Source organism: Micromonospora sp. WMMD558 (assembly GCF_049315255.1).
Classification (GTDB): Bacteria; Actinomycetota; Actinomycetes; order Mycobacteriales; family Micromonosporaceae; genus Micromonospora.
The window spans coordinates 4,477,592-4,495,206 of the sequence record NZ_CP186061.1 but is presented as its reverse complement, the minus strand read 5'-3'; the positions used below and the strand labels follow the sequence as shown (position 1 = coordinate 4,495,206).

The window sequence follows — 17,615 nt, the reverse complement described above, 5'->3', positions numbered from 1 at the left end:
CCTGCCCTACGAGACACCGCTCGTGTCAGGGTCCGCCTCCGCAGTCCACGTCCCCTCGCCCGCTCCTAAGAATTCCGCGAAGCAAGGAGTATGCCTGGCGACCTCCAACGCCGTAGTCCTCCACTCGGCTAAATGATCAAACCGACCCTCACGGACCGTTCCCCCAACTCGTTCATGTGGTTCGGCTGGAGGCGCGAGCGCCGCCTCGCTCCGTCGGGTCCCGGGTCGCCCGCCCTCTTGGCCTGTCAAATTTCCGCGTATGCTCCCGAACCGCCCCGTCGGTGTCGGGTATCCGACGCCGCATGGCCTCATCGGTTGCCGCCCTCCGGCCGGAGGCCGCCTTGGGCGAGGCCGTCGGCGGTGAGCTGTGCCAGCTCCGCCCCCAGCGTCGCCGCCTGCCGCATCGCCGACTCGAACGCGTCGAGCCGCCGGAACGCCTCCCCGTGCGCCCGCTGCTCGTCCAGCGGCAGCCGCCGCACCAGCGCCCGACGGATGTCGAACCGCAGCGTCCCCGACAGGCTCGACGCCTGCTTCTCGTTCGCCGTGTTGCGCAGTTGTCCGGCCAGGAACCACGGATCCAGCGCCGCCGGATTGGGCCGCAGCAGGTACATGTTCGGACCGAGCACCGCATTCTCGTCGGCGATGACGCGGGCGGTGATCCGGCGAGCCACCACCGGCACGACGACATCTCCCGGCACGAGCCGGATCGGCTCCCCCGCCGGCTGGTCGCCGCGTGACGACGGCCCGGTCCCCTCGATCACGTCCCGCGCGTGCAGCACCGGAAGCTCCGACTCCCCATCGGTGTCGCGCGCCGCCCGTACCGGCCCGAGCAGCTGCAACGCTCCCGTGCGGGCCAGCTCTGCGACCGGCACGGCCGGTGATGTCGCCCCGTCGGGTGTGGGCGTGACCTGCGGGATCAGCGCCGGCAGGTCCCGCACGACGGCGGCGAGCCGCTCTCTGGTGCGGACCATCTGCTCTCCTGTCCGCTCGCCCCCGCCGGCGGGTTGGCGGCGGGCGGGCGTGAGGTCGACCTCCTCGTCGAGCAGTTCGATGACCGGAACCGCGCGGGCGAAGCCGGCCTCCTCGACGTCCACCTCCGGGGCGGCGGTGAAGGCCTCCCAGGTGGCGAGGATCCGGGGCGCCAGCTCCGCCAGGTCGCCGTCGGCGGCGTCGACCAGCAGGGTCCGCGCCGGTGGCGGCGCGTCCGGGGCGGGGCGTCGCAGCACCCACAGATGAAGGGGTACGCCGTGCGGCGCGGCCACCCCGCTGGGCAGCGCGATGACGGCCCGGAGCGCGCCGCGGCGCAGCAGCTCGGCGCGGATCCGCCGGCCGGTGCGGCGCCCCGCCGCGGTGGGTGGCATGAGAAGTACGGCGTGCCCGCCGGCGTTCAGGTGTGCCAGGCAGTGCTGCGCCCAGGCCAGCTCCGGTTCGGTACGCGGTGGCACCCCGCCGTACTCCCAGCGCGGGTCGTAGCTGAGCTCCTCGTGCCCCCAGGTGGTGACCCCGAACGGCGGGTGGCAGACCACCGCGTCGAAGGTGTGGCCGGGGAAGGCGTCGGCGCGTAACGAGTCACCGGGGCGGACGTCGCCGGGGACCTCACGTAGCGCGAGCCACAGCCCGGCGAGGGTGGCGAGGTCCTGGTCGAGCTCCTGCCCGTACGCCTCGGTGCAGCCGGCGCGGACCGCGGCCCGCAGAGTGGCGCCGGAGCCGGCGGCCGGGTCGAGGATGGTGCCGCCGTCGGCACCGGCGAGCCGAACCATGAGGTCGGCCAGCTCGTCCGGTGTGGCCCAGGGGCGTCCGGGGGCGGGCGCGGAGAAGCGTTGCCACAGCTCGTCGAACGCGGCCGGTGGCGTGAGCTCGTCGGCGAGGGCGTCGATGTCCGGCAGCAGCGGCTTGACGGCCGGGTCGACCGCCACACGTTTCCCGGCGCGCTGTCGACTCAAAAGCTGGGCGCCGACGCTGGCGAGCGCGGCCGCTGGGCTCTCGGTGACCGCGGCGAGGTGCCGCCAGAGTCGCTCGGCGCGGGACAGCTCGGGAAGCTTGCCCTGCTCGCGTAGCCACGTCTCGACCTCGCCGAGGTCGAACTCGGGGCTGGCCGCCGTGCCGCCGACCGGGCTCGGGAAGTCCGGGTGGCGTTTGCGCCAGTTGCTGACGGCGGCGCGGCCGACCCCGGCGAGCCGGGCGATCTCCGCCGCCGTGATAGTCGGGTTCACCTGCACCTCCGCAGTGTGTCACACATGTCAAGCATCATGCTTGTTGACAGTGTTCACGGCTCATGCTCTTATTGACGCCGCAACGTTCACACCAGGAGGACAACGATGCGCAAGACCACCACGTTCGCCCTGTTCGCCACCGCCCTCATCGCGCTGGGCTGCGGCGCCGGCGCCACCGACGAGGCCGGCAGCTCCGGCGGCAGCGACACCGCCGCCAAGGGCGAGGACAAGCCCAAGACGGCGAAGATCGGCCAGGCCGCCCGGGACGGGAAGTTCGAGTTCACCGTGAAGTCGAACAAGTGCGGCGTCGCCAAGGTTGGCTCCGACCTGCTCGGCGACAAGGCCCAGGGCCAGTTCTGCCTGGTCACGGTCAGCGTCAAGAACATCGGCAAGGAACCGCAGACGCTGATCGACAGCAGCCAGAAGGCGTACGCCGCCGACGGCACGGAGTACTCCACCGACTCGGAGGCGGCGATCTACGCCAACAAGGACCAGCAGACCCTGTTCGCCGAGATCAACCCCGGCAACCAGGTGACCGGCGTCCTCGTCTTCGACATTCCGAAGAAGGTCAAGCTCGCCAAGCTCGAGCTGCACGACTCGCCCTTCTCCGGCGGCGTCACCGTCGCGCTGAGCTGACCCTCCCTATCCCACGCCGGGGCGGGCCGATCACGGTCCGCCCCCCAGTTACCCGACTCAGTTCACGGAGGGAGCACGAGTCATGAAGGATCCCACCCGTCCGCACGCCCCAGCCGAGGCCACGCCTTCGCCGAGCGCGGCCGATCTCGGTGAGCCGGCCGACCCGGAGGGCGCGCGCGTGGGCGGGAGGCGCAACGGGAAGCTGCTGGTAGCGGTGGCGGCGACCGCCGTGCTGTTCATCGGCGCCGGAGCCGCAGCCGCTCTCACTGGCGACTCCCGAGACGAGGGCGAAGCCGAGCCGAAGCCGTCCCGACTCGCCGCTGCCCGGGAGGCGTGCAGCCCCGGCGACAGTCTCTACGCGCAACTGGGTGACGACGGTAGGACCCTGACGCTTCAAGGCGCTGGCGAGGAAACCCGGGGCCTTGAATACAACATCCTCAAGTGCTACTGGCGAGCGCTCGATGTTCCGGACGCGATCGTCGCGGAGATCGGTGCCACCCGTGCACTCGACGGCCGGCAAAACGGCGAGTGGGACACGATGCGCGCCTCCTGGAGCTACCACCCGGATGACGGGCTCCAGATGGTCTTCACCACCTCCGAGTGATCGCACGGCCCGCCAACCCAGGTCCTTCCGCAAGAAGAACGGACAACGGTCCTTCGCGATCACGGTGCCGTGAAGCGCTGGCGCGAGCGGCTTCCTTCTTACCCTCCCCGCAGTCCGCAACAGGAGAAATCGCCATGAATGATCAAGGCAATCCGAGTCCCGAACACCCAGCCGAGCCGACTGTCCCCGCGCCGCAGATCCCCTATCCGCCGGTCAACCCCGCGGCGCCCTCGCCGGGTACGTCCCTCCCGCCGGGAGCCACGCTCCCGGGAGCCGCCATGCCGGGCAAGCGCTCCAACACGCGTGCCTGGCTGGTCGGCGGTCTCGCCCTCGTCGTCGCCCTCTGCTGCGGCGGTGCCGTCATCGGCGCGGTCGGTGGCGACGACCCGGAAGAGACCGCCGCCGCCAGCACGTCGCCGTCGGCCAGTCCGACCAGCGCCGCTCCCACCACGGCGGCGCCGACGTCCGCCGCCCCTACCACGGCCGCTCCCACGACGACCGCCCCGGAACCCACGACGCCTCCGCCGGCGCCCAAGCCGAAGGTGATCAAGGGCCGCGGCGACGACGTCGTCCGCATCGCCGAGCTGACCGACCTGGCCGTCATCAAGTTCACGTGCAAATGCTCCAGTAACACGATCCTGCGCAGCGACGGCGACGGCCTGCTCGTCAACGAGATCGGCTCGTACAACGGGAAGCGGTGGATCAACCTCGAGGATGGTTCGCTGACCACTCAGTTCGAGGTGGAGGCGTCTGGGTCGTGGACCTTGACGATCGGCACGGTGGACCAGATGGCCACCAAGGCCTTCTCCGGGAAGGCCGCCGGCAAGGGCGATGACGTGGTGGTCCTGGGCGGTGACGCCGCCGCCGCGAAGATCACCCACTCCCGCGGTGACTCGAACTTCGTCATCCACGCCTACTCGATGGAGACCGGTGAGGGCGGCCTGCTGGTCAACGAGATCGGTGGTTACTCCGGCGTCCGTCCTCTGGAGGCGCCCGCTCTCGTCCAGATCACCGCAGACGGCAACTGGACCATCGCGCCGGCCTGATCCGTCTGCGACATCAGCTCCAAAGCGCCGGGCGAGCACACTCTCTCGCCCGGCGCCCCTCCCCCATCCCCCGCGAGACGTCAGGAGGCGTCGTGCGTCCCGATGAGTTCCTGCGCGCCCTCGACCTGCTCCCCGCTCCCCTGCACGGTCGCACCGTCGCGCTGCGCCACTACGCCCGGCCGACCCGCTGCGAACACTGCCAGCGCATCGGCGACGCCGTGCGGCTGGCCCTCACCGCCGCGCACTGGGACGAGCTCGACTCGGCTCGGCAGCTGATCGACGCCGCGGAGGAGCAGGCCGTGCGGCACGGCTCGGCGTGCCTGCCGCGGTCAAACGACCAGCTCGGTCGCGGCCGGGTCGGGCGGTGGGCGGGGGCGTCCGCGCCGCTGGTCGCCGCGACCGACGCGAGCTGGAAGGGGCGTGTCGGCGGCATCGCGTACGTCGTCAGCGACGGTCACTACGGCCTGCGCGGCCGGGGCACCGGCCCGCTCGACCCGACCGGGTCGTCCCGGGTGCTGATCAACGAGCTGCGCGCGGTCGACTTCCTGCTCTCCGGGTACGAGGACGCACCGGCGGGGATGACCGTGCTGCTGGACAACCTGACCGCTCTGCGGTACCTGCACCGCTGGCAGGCCGGCCGGACCGAGGCGATGCCGAGCGGCTACAGCCTGCGCCCGCGCCGGTCGGCACCCCAACCCACCCTCGTCCGGCTGGCGGAGCAGGTGAGCCGGCGGCCGGACCTGTCCTTCGCCCATGTGAAGGGGCACGCCGGCCACGCGCTCAACGAGGCCGCGGACGCCCTGTCGCACATGGCGCGGCGCCGCCTCACCGAAACCTTCGACGTACGCCCGCGCGCCCAGGCCCTGGTCGACGCGTTCCTACACGACTGGCACGCCACGTGCTGACCACATCCGACTCCACCACGGGGAGAGCAATGTCGACGAACCACAGCCCGAAGCCACAGCCCGAAGACGTGTCCGGCACCGACGACCAGGACGTGCTCGGCGTGGGTGCGTACCAGATCATGACCCGCCGGTACGTGGAGCGGCGGATCGCCGAGCTGCCCGCGGGCCCCGGCGAGACCGAGGCCCGACTGCGTGGCCTGCTGGACATCTTCGAGGACATCACCGCCAAGGGCCATCCCGAGCCCTTGAGACTGCTGGCGGCCGTGCTGGGCATACCGGTCGACACGCTCGTCACCCACCTGCGGGCCGCCGGCCGTCCGTGGGGTGAGTCCCGGTGACCTACCAGCCGCCGCGCTACGAACCCACCCCGCCGGTTTCCGGCCCGCCCAACCCCTCCTTCCCCCTCCACCCGCGACGGTGCAAGGTTCGGCCACGGCATGGCCGTCGCCGGTCTGGTCCTGGGCTACGTCTTCGTCGGCCCGATGATCGCCTTCACCATCCTGATGTTCTTCGGCGGCGCCCTGAGCGCGGCCACCCCCTGAGGCCCGCGTACCGATGGCTCACTGACAGATCGCCGGAGCTTCCGTCGTCGGACGGAAGGTGACGACCAGGTCGCCGGTATCCGAGGTGAAGCGCAACGTCTCCGTGGTCAGCAGGCGCATCGTGCCGGAGATCTCCCCGTCGTACCGCATCACCGTGGGATCGTTCGGATCAGGCCGCGCCCCCGGGTCGTCCACCGGGTGCGCCGCCTTCCACCGGCGGCCACGGAACTCGGTGACGTCGATCCCGCAGTGCGTCGAGAGGGTGACCGCATAGTCCCGACCGGTCTCGGCGTCGGCCGGCGCCGGCGCTGGTTCCGACGCGCCCTTCCGCTCGGCACACCCGGCCGCCGCCATTGTCAGCGCCGTCAGTAATGACGCTGCGGCGAGGGCGACGACACGGGAGTCACGCACTGCCATGGGTCACGTCCTTCCACTACTTTCCGTGACGATATCGCGGGCCGCGCAACGGCGAGACGACGGAGGGCCGAGCGGATCGAGCAGCGTAGACGGTGGTTACGGCGCCATCATGGAGACTTTCGTCGGTGCGGAGAAAAGTTGCACCGTCGATGATGAAAGCTATGGACATCCAGGTATGTCTTTTGTAGCGTCGACGCGTACCGATGTGTTTCGTCGCGATGGAGCCCCAGGTCGAGCAGCGGCTCGGCCGGGCCTGACCGCGGTCGGGTAATCGGCACCGAACACCCGACCGTCCCGTACGTGATCCGTCCCCCACTCCCAGAAACGTCCGCCTGTCGCCCAGCCCGGTAGCGACGCCACCGACCGACCCGGCCGGCCGCGCACCGCAGCCCCGTGCGACGGGCGGCTCGACCCTGCCCGGGAGGAACCGTCGCCGACAGAGGAACGAGCAGGACCTGCCCCGACCCCAGTCCCGAGCACAAGGAGAGGCAGATGGAACGACGACTCGCGCTCGCCGTAGCGGGCCTGACGACCCTGGCGCTCGCCGCCACCCCCACCGTCGCGACGGCCGCCCCGACGGCCGCGCCGCCGGACAGCGCCTTCCAGAAGGTCACCCTCAACGACACCCCGGGCGAGCCGATGGACCTCGCCGTGCTGCCCGACAATCGGGTGCTGCACGTGACCCGCCCCGGTGAGGTCTGGCTGCACCACCCCGCCACCGGCCGCAACACCCTCGCCGCGACGTTGGACGTCTACCGGCACGACGAGGAGGGCCTGCAGAACGTCGCGATCGACCCGAACTTCGGCAGGGCCGGCAACAACTGGGTGTACCTGTACTACTCGCCGCCGATGGACACCCCGGTCGACGACCCCTCGACGCCGGACGTCAACGAGGGCGACGCGCCGGCCTGGGGCACGGTTGCGGACTTCGAGCGCTTCGAGGGAGTCATCCGGCTCTCCCGGTTCCGGTTCGTCAAGGACAAGCTGGACCTGACGACCGAGCAGCGGATCCTCGACGTGCCGGTCGACCGGGGCATCTGCTGCCACGTCGGCGGGGACATCGCCTTCGACGCCAGGGGCAACCTGTACCTGTCCACCGGGGACGACACCAACCCGTTCGAGTCCGGCGGATACGCGCCGATCGACGAACGCGCGGGCCGCAACCCGGCGTACGACGCGCAGCGCACCTCGGCCAACACCAACGACCTGCGCGGCAAGATCCTACGCATCAAGGTGGGCCGGAACGGCTCGTACACCATCCCGGACGGCAACCTGTTCCCGAAGGGCACGCCCGGCACCCGGCCCGAGGTCTACCTGATGGGCCTGCGCAACCCGTTCCGCATCGAGCTGAACCGCGAGACCGGGGACCTCTACGTCGCCGACTACTCGCCGGACGCCGGTGAGCCCGACCCGTCGCGGGGACCGGCCGGGCACGGCAAGTGGCTCGCGGCGCGGAAGGCCGGCAACTACGGCTGGCCGTACTGCGCCACGGCGGAGCTGCCCTACCGGGACTACGACTTCGCAACCGGCGCCTCCGGGGAGAGCTTCAGCTGCGCGGCGCCGATCAACGAGTCGCCGAACAACACCGGCCTTCGGAAGCTGCCGCCGGTGGAGCAGCCGCAGGTGTGGTACAGCTACGGCACCTCGGAGCGATTCCCGGAGCTGGGCACCGGCGGCATCGGCCCGATGGCCGGTCCGGCGTACGACTTCGACCGGCGGACGACGCGGGGACGCAACCCGGTCGCGTGGCCGGCGTACCACGACGGGAAGCCGCTGTTCCACGAGTGGACCCGGGACTACGTGAAGGCGTTCCAGCTGAACCGCCGCGGCGACCTGACCGGGATCGAGCCGGTGCTGCCCTCCGTCACCATCGACAACCCGATGGACCTGGAGTTCGGCCCGGACGGCGCGCTCTACGTCCTCGAGTACGGCGACGGCTACTTCAGCGAGAACCCGGACGCGCAGCTGGCCCGGATCGACCACACCGGCTGGACCGGCAACCACACCCCGGTCCCCCGGGTCTCGGCCACGCCCACCGACGGGCTCGCGCCGTTGACCGTCGCCTTCTCCAGCGCGGGTACCAGAGACGAGGACGGCGATCGGCTGACGTACGAGTGGTACCTCGACGACGACGACCGGGTGGACTCGCGCGCGGCGAACCCGACGTTCACGTACCGGGAGAACGGCCTCTACGACGCCACCTTGAAGGTGACCGACCGGAGCGGACTGTCGGCCTCCGCGTCGGTCCGGATCGTCGTCGGCAACGCCACGCCCGTGGTGGAGCTGGTCAATCCGGTCGAGGGCCAGGCCTTCGCCTTCGGCGACACGGTGGAGTTCGAGGTACGGGTGACCGACGACCAGCCGGTGGACTGCGCGCGGGTCAGCGTCACGTACATCCTCGGTCACGACGACCACGGGCACCCGCAGACCACCGCGAACGGCTGCACCGGTTCGATCCAGACCACGGTGCCGTCCGGCCACGACCCGGAGCACGACAACCTGACGGGCGTCTTCGTCGCCTCCTACACCGACGCCGGTGGGGACGGGCTGCCCGCCCTGACCGGTAGCGACCAGGTCGTTCTGGTTCCCACCATCAGCCACTGAGACATCGAAGGGGCCACCATGTGTTACGGATACGACGGCACGGCCGCGCTGCGGCAGTCCCTCGGCCGACGGAGCCTGCTACGCGGCTCGCTGGCGACCCTCGCCGGCGTCGGGCTGGCGTCCGGCGTCGGGGCGACCAGCGCGGCGGCCAGCGCAGACCACCGGGGACGGCGACCCGTGCCCCCGGGCCTGATCAGCATTCAGTTGTGGACGGTGCGCGACGCGCTCTGGGGTTCGCCCGGGTACGACGCCACGCTCACCCACCTCGCCCGGATCGGCTACCCGCGGGTGGAGCTGGCGCTCGGCTACTTCGGGCGTGCCGCCGCCCAGCTGCGCCAGTTCCTGGACGGCATCGGCGTCAAGGCCAGCTCCAGCCACGACGGGATCAGCGCCGACGCCGCCGCCCTGGACGAGAAGATCGAGAACGCGCTCACCCTGGGCCAGCGGTTCATGGTCGTGCCGTACCTGAACTCGACCAGCGAGGACGACTGGAAGCGCTGGGCGGAGCAGATGAACGTCGAGGCCGCCGCGGCCCGGGCGGCCGGCCTGCGCTACGGCTACCACAACCACGCCCATGAGTTCACCATCGACTTCGGGAACGGCCGGCGCCCCTGGGACGTGCTGACCGAGGAGCTCGACCCGAGGCTCGTCCACCTGGAGATCGACATCTACTGGGCGGTGACCGGCGGCATCGAGTCCGGCGACGGGGTTTCCGACCCCGAGGGGTTCACGCTGGACGTCATCCGCTCCGCGCCGCAGCGCGTCCTGCAGTACCACGTCAAGGACCGGCACGAGTCGACCGGCGACATGGCCGACCTGGGCACGGGGATGATCGACTTCGCCCGGATCTTCCGGAAGCACTCGGTGCTCGAGTACATCGTCGAGAACGACACCCCAGATGTGACGCCGCAGCGGACCGCCGAGGTCGGCTACCGCTACCTGCGCAAGCTGCGGTACTGACGAACCGGGGAGCGCAGCGTCGACGGACACCGGGGCCGGCGTCCGGTCGTCGGCGCTCGTGGCGTGCTGGTCACGAGCGCCGGCGATCCGGAACTGCCGGCCCCGGTGTTCGTTGCAGCCCAGCAGGGGGATTGCCGCCACTCGTTGACAGCGCAAGAATCGACCACGTTCGTGCCATGCCTCGGATGACCGCCGCGGTTGCGGTGGTCCACGGCAACGGAGATGCGTATGCAGGTTCCGGCACCTTTCGCCTACGAGCGAGCGACGAGCGTCGAGAACGCGATCGAGCTACTGACGAGACACGGCCCCGAGGCGCGCGTGGTCGCCGGCGGGCACAGCCTGATTCCGATGATGAAGCTGCGGCTGGCACGGCCGGACGCGCTGGTCGACATCAACGACCTCCGCGAGTTGTCGTACGTGCGCGTCCAGGGGGACGAGCTGTGCATCGGCGCGCTGACCCGGCACAGCGAGCTGCTCGAGTCCGCCGTCGCCGGTGAGCACTTCCCGATCTTCCACGACGCGGAGCGGGTGATCGCCGACCCGGTGGTCCGCAACTTCGGCACGGTCGGCGGCTCGCTGTGCCAGGCCGACCCGTCGGAGGATCTGTCCGCCGTGTTCGCCGCGGTGCACGCCACCGCCGTGCTGCGCGGGCCCGACGGCACCCGTACGGTTCCCGTCCGGCAACTCCACCGTGGACCGTATGAGACGGTGCTCGCGCCGCAGGAACTGCTGGTTGAGCTGTGTGTGCCGATCCGGGGTGGCGGCGGGAGCGCGTACGAGAAGGTGGAGCGCCGGGTCGGCGACTACCCGGTCGCGGCCGCCGGCGCGGTGCTGTGGCTCTCCGGCGACTCCATCGCCGATGCGGGCGTCGGCCTGACCGCCGTCGGCGCCCCGCACTTCGTGTCGCCGCAGGCGGAGGCGGTGCTGCGCGGCGCGTCGGCGACCGAGGAGACCTTCGTCGCGGCCGGCCGGGCCGCGGCGGCGGAGTGCAGCCCGGTCGCCGACCAGCGCGGCCCGGAGGACTACAAGCGGCACCTGGCGGCGGAACTGACCACGCGCGCGCTGCGCCGGGCAGCCGCCCGCGCCCGGGGCGAGGAGGGCTGACGTGCGGATCACGGTCAACGTCAACGGGGTCGACGAGACCCGCGAGGTGGAGCCGCGCCTACTGCTCGTGCACTTCCTGCGCGAGACGTTGGGCCTGACCGGCACCCACTGGGGTTGCGACACGTCCAACTGCGGCACCTGCGTGGTGCTGCTGGACGGTCGGCCGGTCAAGTCGTGCACGGTGCTGGCCGTGATGGCGGCCGGGCACGAGGTGCGTACGGTCGAGAGCCTGGAGCGCGACGGGCAGCTCGACCCGGTGCAGCAGGGCTTCATGGAGTGTCACGGCCTGCAGTGCGGCTTCTGCACGCCGGGCATGCTGATGACCTCCCGGGCGCTGCTCGACCGTGACCCGGACCCGTCGGAGCAGCGGATCCGCGAGGCGATCTCCGGCCAGCTGTGCCGGTGCACCGGGTACGAGAACATCGTGCGCTCGGTCCGCTGGGCCGCCGCGCACCAAGCCACGGCGGGCACGGGCGAGGCCACGGCAGACTCGGTGCCCACCCCGCGGGACGCCGCCGACGAGAGCGCCCAGGAGGTGCCGGCATGACGGTCATGGAGGAACGCGCGACGGTCGGCTTCGGCCGGACGCTGCGCAAGGAGGACGCCCGGTTCCTGCGCGGCCGGGGCACGTACGTCGACGACGTGCGGCTGCCGGGCATGCTGCACGGCGCGATGCTGCGCAGCCCGTTCGCGCACGCGCGCATCGTGTCGATCGACACCTCCGCCGCGGAGGCGCACCCGAAGGTGAAGGCGGTCGTCACCGGGGAGACCCTGAAGGGTCTCAACCTGGCCTGGATGCCCACCCTGTCGTACGACGTGCAGGCCGTGCTCGCCACCGACAAGGTGCGCTACCAGGGTCAGGAGGTCGCGTTCGTCATCGCGGAGGACCACTACTCGGCGCGGGACGCGGTCGAGCTGATCGAGGTGGAGTACGAGCCGCTGACGCCGGTCGTGGACGCGAAGCGGGCGCTGGACCCGGACGCGCCGGTGATCCGCGACGACCTCGAGGACCGCACGACGAACCACATCTTCGACTGGGAGGCCGGCGACCGGGCCAGGACCGACGACGTGTTCGCGCGCGCCGACGTGGTGGTGGCGCAGGACATCCTCTACCCGCGGGTGCACCCGGCGCCGCTGGAGACGTGCGGCGCGGTGGCCGACTTCGACAAGGTCACCGGGAAGCTGACGATGTGGACGACCACGCAGGCGCCGCACGCGCACCGCACCGTGTACGCGCTCGTCGCCGGACTGCCCGAGCACAAGATCCGGATCATCTCGCCGGACATCGGCGGCGGCTTCGGCGGCAAGGTGGGCATCTACCCGGGGTACGTGCTGGCGGTCGTCGGCTCGATCGTCAGCGGGAAGCCGGTGAAGTGGGTGGAGGACCGCTCCGAACACCTGATGAGCACGGCCTTCGCCCGTGACTACCACATGCGTGGCGAGATCGCGGCCACCCGGGACGGCAGGATCCTCGGCGTACGCGTGAACGTGCTGGCCGACCACGGCGCGTTCAACGCGACCGCGCAGCCGACCAAGTTTCCGGCCGGGTTCTTCCACGTCTTCACCGGTTCCTACGACCTGGAGGCGGCGCACTGCAAGGTCACCGGCGTCTACACGAACAAGGCGCCGGGCGGCGTGGCGTACGCCTGCTCGTTCCGCATCACCGAGGCGGTCTACCTGGTCGAGCGGATCGTCGACGTGCTCGCGTACGAGCTGGACATGGACCCGGCCGAGCTGCGCATGAAGAACCTGATCCGGCCGGAGCAGTTCCCGTACACCTGCGCGACCGGGTGGGAGTACGACTCCGGCGACTACCCGAAGGCGCTGCGGCTGGCCATGGACATGGCCGGGTACGACGAGCTGCGGCGCGAGCAGGCGGCGAAGCTGGCCCACCGGGAGGCGCACGGGCGCGGCTCGCTGACCGGCATCGGCGTCGCCTTCTTCACCGAGGCGGTCGGCGCGGGGCCGCGCAAGCACATGGACATCCTCGGGCTGGGCATGGCCGACGGCGCCGAACTGCGGGTGCACCCGACCGGCAAGGCGGTGCTGCGCATCTCGGTGCAGACCCAGGGGCAGGGCCACGAGACGACGTTCGCGCAGATCGTCGGGCACGAGCTGGGACTGCCGACCGAGGACATCGAGGTGGTGCACGGCGACACCGACCAGACCCCGTTCGGCCTGGGCACGTACGGCTCGCGATCGACGCCGGTGTCCGGCGCCGCCACCGCGATCGTGGCCCGCAAGGTCCGTGAACGCGCGAAGATCGTCGCCTCGGCGATGCTGGAGGTCTCCCCCGACGACCTCGAGTGGGAATCCGGCCGCTGGCAGGTGCGCGGCGACCCGGAGCAGGGCAAGACGATGCAGGAGATCGCGATGGCCGCGCACTCCAACCTGGAGCTGCCGGAGGGCATCGAGGGCCACCTCGACGCGACCACCGTCTACAACCCGCCCAACCTGACCTACCCGTTCGGGGCGTACATCTGCGTGGTGGACGTCGACCCGGACACCGGGCAGGTCAAGGTGCGCCGATTCGTCGCGGTCGACGACTGCGGCGTACGGATCAACCCCATGATCGTCGAGGGCCAGGTGCACGGTGGCCTCGCCGACGGCGTCGGCATGGCGCTGATGCAGGTGATGGCGTTCGACCCGGACGGCAACCACCTCGGCGCGTCGTTCATGGACTACCTGCTGCCCACCGCGATGGAGTGCCCGTCCTGGGAGCTCGGCGAGACGGTCACGCCGTCGCCGCACCACCCGATCGGGGCGAAGGGCGTGGGCGAGTCCGCGACCGTCGGTTCGCCCTGCGCGGTGGTGAACGCGGTCCTGGACGCGCTCAAGCCGTTCGGGGTCCGGCACGCCGACATGCCGCTCACCCCGGCCAACGTGTGGTCGACGATCCAGGGCCGGCCGCTGCGGACGGACCTGGCGCTCACATGACACCGGTCGACCTGTTCGCGAGGGCGGACGGGCTGCGCGCCCAGCGCACCCCGTTCGTCCTCGCGACCGTTGTCCGGGCCGAGCGACCGACCAGCGCGAAGCCGGGCTACCGGGCGATCGTCCTGCCGGACGGGACGATCGAGGGCTTCGTGGGCGGGGCCTGCGCCGAGTCGACCGTCCGGCTGCAGAGCCTGAGACTGCTGCGGACGGGCGAGTCGACCCTGCTGCGGGTCACCCCGGGGGCCGCCGCCGAGCAGGCGCCCGCCGAGGGCATGGTCGTCGTGGACAACCCGTGCCTGTCCGGTGGCACGCTGGACATCTTCCTGGAGGCGGTCGTGCCCGCGCCGCTCGTACACGTCTTCGGCGACACCCCCATCGCGCGAGCGGTCGCGGAGGTCGGGGCGGCCGCCGGGTACGCCGTCACACGGAGCACGGACCCGGCCGCGCCGATCCCGCCGGACACGGTCGGCGTCGTCGTCGCCGCCCATGGGCACGACGAGGAGGCGGTGCTCCGCGCCGCGGTGCACGCCGACGTGCCGTACGTCGCGCTCGTGGCGAGTCGTCAGCGTGGCCCCACGGTGCTGGCCGGGGCCGACCTGCCGGCCGACCTCGCCGCCCGCGTGCGGAGCCCGGCGGGATTGGACATCGGCGCCCGCACGCCCGGCGACGTCGCGCTGTCGGTACTGGCGGAGCTCGTGCAGGTGCGGGCGTCGACGCCCGGGGAGGCGACGGTGCCGGCGCAACGCCACGGCGACGACCACGACGACCACGAGCAGGCCGCCGGACCCGGGAACAGGGCACTGCTCACGGTGCTCGACCCGGCCACGGCGGTCGATCCCGTCTGCGGCATGAGTGTGGCGGTCGGCCCGGCCAGCCTTCATCTGGAGCGCGCCGGGCGGACTTGGTACTTCTGCGCCGCCGGGTGCCGCAGAGCCTTCGCCGCCGATCCGGGCCGGTACGACGGATGACGCGGCCAACCGACGTCGACGCGTTGCGCACCGGTCTCGACTCCGTCGGCTACCTCGCCGACGAGTCACTCGCCACCGCCCTGTTCCTCGCCGTCCGGATGAGCCAGCCCATCCTGCTCGAGGGCGAACCCGGGGTCGGCAAGACCGAAGCGGCCAAGGCGCTCGCGGCCGCGCTGGACACCCGGCTCGTCCGGCTCCAGTGTTACGAGGGGCTGACCGCCGCCGAGGCGCTGTACGAGTGGAACTACCCGCGCCAGCTCCTCGCGATCCGCCTCGCCGAGGCGGGCGGTGCGGCGCTGCGCGAGGCCGACCTCTTCACCGACGAGTACCTGCTGGCCCGGCCGCTGCTCACCGCGCTCGACCACCCCGGGCCCCGCCCCGCCGTGCTGCTCATCGACGAGGTGGACCGCGCCGACGACGAGTTCGAGGCATTCCTGCTCGAACTGCTGGCCGAGTCGACCGTGACGATCCCGGAACTGGGCACCCGTCGCGCCGCCGTTCCCCCGGTCGCCGTTCTCACCTCCAACCGCACCCGCGACCTGCACGACGCGCTCAAGCGCCGCTGCCTCTACCACTGGATCGCCTACCCCGATCCCCAACGGGTCGCGGAGATCGTCCGCCGGCGGGTGCCCGGCGTGGGCGATCCGCTGGCCGACCAGGTGGCGGCGGCGGTCCGCCGGATGCGCGCGCTCGACCTGTACAAGCCGCCCGGCGTCGCCGAGGCGATCAGCTGGGCCGCCGCGTTGCAGGTGCTCGGCATCGGCACGCTCGACGCGACGGCCGCCGCGCGGACGCTCGCCACCGTCGTCAAGTACGACGAGGACCTGGCGACCGTACGCCAGGCGGGGCTCGCCGGGCTGGTCGGCGATGCCTGACCTGGCCGCTCGCGGACCGGCCGACCTCGCGCTCCTGGTGGCCCGGTTCGGCGCGGCGCTGCACGCCGCCGGGTTGCCCGTCGGGCCGGACCGGAGTGAGCGCTTCGCTCGCGCGGTCCTGCTGGTCCGGCCCACGACGACCCGTGCGCTCTACTGGTGCGCCACGGCCACGCTGGTGGGCGATCGGGGCGACCTGCCGGTCTTCGACCGCGTCTTCGACCTCGTCTTCGGCGGCCTCGCCGACCCCGGAGAGCAGCGCGGGGACGCCGGCAACGCCGAGCCCCCGGCGCCCGGCACGGCACCGACCCCGCCCGCACCGGCCCGGCAGCCCCGCCCACCCGGCGGCCAGCCGTGGTTCGCCGATCGCGGTCACCAGGGCGACCGCGCGGCCAGCGAAATCCCCCACCCCGCGCTCGCCGCCGCCACCGAGCGGCTGGCCGAGCGGGACTTCGCCGACCTCTCCCCCGACGAACTGGTCCGGCTGGTCGAGCTGATGCGCCGGCTGCGGGTGGCCACGCCGCTCCGGCGCACCCGGCGCCGGTCGCCGGCCGCCCGCGGCTCCACCGTCGACCTGCGGGCAACGCTGCGGCACGCCCGCCGAACGGCCGGGCACCCGGTAAGGCTGCACCGCCGACGACCCCACCGCCGGCCGCGCCGCCTCGTGGTGCTCTGCGACATCTCCGGCTCGATGGCGCCGTACGCCCGGGCCATGCTCCAACTGCTCTACTGCGCGGCCGGGGGCGCCAGCGCCGAGGTGTTCACGTTCGCCACCCGGCTGACCCGGCTGACCCGGCTGCTCGGCCGCACCAGCGCGGCGCAAGCTCTCGACCGGGCCGGGCGGGCGGCGCCCGACTGGTCCGGCGGCACGCGCATCGGTGCGACGCTGAAGGAGTTCAACGACCGGTACGGGGCGCGCGGCGTCGCCCGTGGCGCCGTCGTGCTGGTCGTCTCCGACGGCTGGGACACCGGCGACCCCGCGCAGCTCCGCCGGGAGATGGCCCGGCTCTCGCGGCTCGCGTACCGGATCGTGTGGGCCAATCCCCGCACGAAGAGCGCGCGGTACCAGCCGCTCGTCGGTGGGATGGCCGCGGCCTGGCCGTACTGCGATGCGGTGGTCAGCGCCCACGACATCGCGGCCCTGGACGACCTGCTCGACGCACTCGCCGAGCCCGCCGCCCGGCGGTCGCGGTGAGCGGCGTCGTGGGTCTCGTGCTGGCCGCCGGCGCCGGACGTCGCATCGGTGGGCCGAAGGCACTGCTGCGCCTGCGCGGCACGCCACTCGCGGAGCGTGCGGTGCAGGTCGCCCGCGACGGCGGCTGCGCCCCGGTCGTGGTCGTCCTCGGCGCAGCGGCCGACCGGGTACGCGCCGCCGCCGACCTGACCGCGGCGACCGTGGTCGTGAACCCGGCCTGGGAGAGCGGACTCGCCTCCTCGCTTCGCGCGGGACTGGCCGCGCTCGCCGATACCGACGCCGCGGCGGCGCTGGTCCTGCTCGTCGATACCCCGGGCATCGGCCCGGAGGCGGTGCGACGCGTCGCGGCGCACGGCGACGAGCGGGCCCTCGCGTGCGCGACGTACGGCGGTCGCCGCAGTCATCCCATGCTGCTCGGCCGGGCGCACTGGGCCGGCATCGCCGCGGGCGCGGCCGGCGACGTGGGCGCCCGCCGGTACCTGCGCGCCGCCGGTACGGCGGTGATGGAGGTGCCCTGCGACGGCGTCGCCGACCCGACCGATGTGGACACCGCCGACGACGCCCGGCGGTACGGCATCGCCCCTGGTGGCGCGGCGCCGTGGGGGCCATAGT

16 protein-coding genes are annotated in these 17,615 nt (G+C 72.2%); 14 read left to right on the top strand and 2 right to left on the bottom strand.

From position 1 onward, the window contains the following. Window positions 1-308: 308 nt before the first annotated feature. Window positions 309-2,213 carry an N-6 DNA methylase gene (locus ACN26Y_RS21400; protein ID WP_422733370.1) on the bottom strand — a complete coding sequence of 635 codons (1,905 nt, stop codon included), beginning with the start codon at window positions 2,211-2,213 and terminating at the stop codon, window positions 309-311. A 105-nt stretch (window positions 2,214-2,318) separates the two neighbouring features. Between ACN26Y_RS21400 and ACN26Y_RS21395 the strand changes: the two genes are divergently transcribed. The 5 genes from ACN26Y_RS21395 (at window position 2,319) to ACN26Y_RS21375 (ending at window position 5,742) form a co-directional block, all read left to right on the top strand. Next, on the top strand, window positions 2,319-2,849 hold the full coding sequence (locus ACN26Y_RS21395; RefSeq protein ID WP_366603043.1) for a DUF4352 domain-containing protein: 531 nt from the start codon (window positions 2,319-2,321) through the stop codon (window positions 2,847-2,849). A gap of 82 nt (window positions 2,850-2,931) precedes the next feature. Further along, window positions 2,932-3,453 (top strand): hypothetical protein, encoded by a 522-nt coding sequence (locus ACN26Y_RS21390; RefSeq protein WP_422733369.1) that lies wholly within the window; start codon window positions 2,932-2,934, stop codon window positions 3,451-3,453. 278 nt (window positions 3,454-3,731) lie between these two features. After that, entirely contained in the window at window positions 3,732-4,499 is a 768-nt protein-coding gene (locus tag ACN26Y_RS21385; protein ID WP_366603047.1) for a hypothetical protein, read from the top strand. Window positions 4,500-4,591: 92 nt separating this feature from the next. Beyond that, complete coding sequence (locus tag ACN26Y_RS21380; RefSeq protein ID WP_422733368.1) at window positions 4,592-5,404, top strand: ribonuclease HI; 813 nt, start codon at window positions 4,592-4,594, stop codon at window positions 5,402-5,404. 29 nt (window positions 5,405-5,433) lie between these two features. Further along, window positions 5,434-5,742 (top strand): hypothetical protein, encoded by a 309-nt coding sequence (locus ACN26Y_RS21375; protein WP_422733367.1) that lies wholly within the window; start codon window positions 5,434-5,436, stop codon window positions 5,740-5,742. 222 nt (window positions 5,743-5,964) lie between these two features. Here the strand turns inward: ACN26Y_RS21375 and ACN26Y_RS21370 are convergent, their stop codons facing one another. Then, on the bottom strand, window positions 5,965-6,363 hold the full coding sequence (locus tag ACN26Y_RS21370) for a hypothetical protein (RefSeq protein ID WP_422733366.1): 399 nt from the start codon (window positions 6,361-6,363) through the stop codon (window positions 5,965-5,967). 492 nt (window positions 6,364-6,855) lie between these two features. On the opposite strand from ACN26Y_RS21370, the gene ACN26Y_RS21365 reads away from it, so the two are divergent. From ACN26Y_RS21365 to ACN26Y_RS21325, 9 genes are all read left to right on the top strand, one after another. After that, the gene (locus tag ACN26Y_RS21365; RefSeq protein ID WP_422733365.1) at window positions 6,856-8,967 is read left to right on the top strand and encodes a PQQ-dependent sugar dehydrogenase; all 2,112 of its coding nucleotides are present in this window, start codon (window positions 6,856-6,858) and stop codon (window positions 8,965-8,967) included. A gap of 18 nt (window positions 8,968-8,985) precedes the next feature. After that, window positions 8,986-9,927, top strand: coding sequence for a sugar phosphate isomerase/epimerase family protein (locus tag ACN26Y_RS21360; RefSeq protein WP_422733364.1), 942 nt, complete (start codon window positions 8,986-8,988; stop codon window positions 9,925-9,927). Between the two features lie 222 nt (window positions 9,928-10,149). Beyond that, window positions 10,150-11,031: an FAD binding domain-containing protein gene (locus ACN26Y_RS21355; protein WP_422733363.1), complete on the top strand. Its 882-nt coding sequence runs from the start codon at window positions 10,150-10,152 to the stop codon at window positions 11,029-11,031. 1 nt (window position 11,032) lies between these two features. Then, window positions 11,033-11,578 (top strand): (2Fe-2S)-binding protein, encoded by a 546-nt coding sequence (locus tag ACN26Y_RS21350; protein ID WP_422733362.1) that lies wholly within the window; start codon window positions 11,033-11,035, stop codon window positions 11,576-11,578. Continuing rightward, window positions 11,575-13,968: an aerobic carbon-monoxide dehydrogenase large subunit gene (locus tag ACN26Y_RS21345; RefSeq protein ID WP_422733361.1), complete on the top strand. Its 2,394-nt coding sequence runs from the start codon at window positions 11,575-11,577 to the stop codon at window positions 13,966-13,968. Before ACN26Y_RS21350 ends, ACN26Y_RS21345 begins: the two co-directional genes overlap by 4 nt. Further along, window positions 13,965-14,936: an XdhC family protein gene (locus tag ACN26Y_RS21340; protein WP_155331994.1), complete on the top strand. Its 972-nt coding sequence runs from the start codon at window positions 13,965-13,967 to the stop codon at window positions 14,934-14,936. Before ACN26Y_RS21345 ends, ACN26Y_RS21340 begins: the two co-directional genes overlap by 4 nt. Next, window positions 14,933-15,811, top strand: coding sequence for an AAA family ATPase (locus ACN26Y_RS21335; RefSeq protein ID WP_155331993.1), 879 nt, complete (start codon window positions 14,933-14,935; stop codon window positions 15,809-15,811). The genes ACN26Y_RS21340 and ACN26Y_RS21335 overlap by 4 nt, the downstream gene beginning before the upstream one ends. Further along, the gene (locus ACN26Y_RS21330) at window positions 15,804-17,003 is read left to right on the top strand and encodes a vWA domain-containing protein (protein ID WP_422733360.1); all 1,200 of its coding nucleotides are present in this window, start codon (window positions 15,804-15,806) and stop codon (window positions 17,001-17,003) included. The genes ACN26Y_RS21335 and ACN26Y_RS21330 overlap by 8 nt, the downstream gene beginning before the upstream one ends. After that, entirely contained in the window at window positions 17,000-17,614 is a 615-nt protein-coding gene (locus ACN26Y_RS21325) for a nucleotidyltransferase family protein (protein ID WP_422733359.1), read from the top strand. The genes ACN26Y_RS21330 and ACN26Y_RS21325 overlap by 4 nt, the downstream gene beginning before the upstream one ends. Window position 17,615 lies beyond the last annotated feature (1 nt).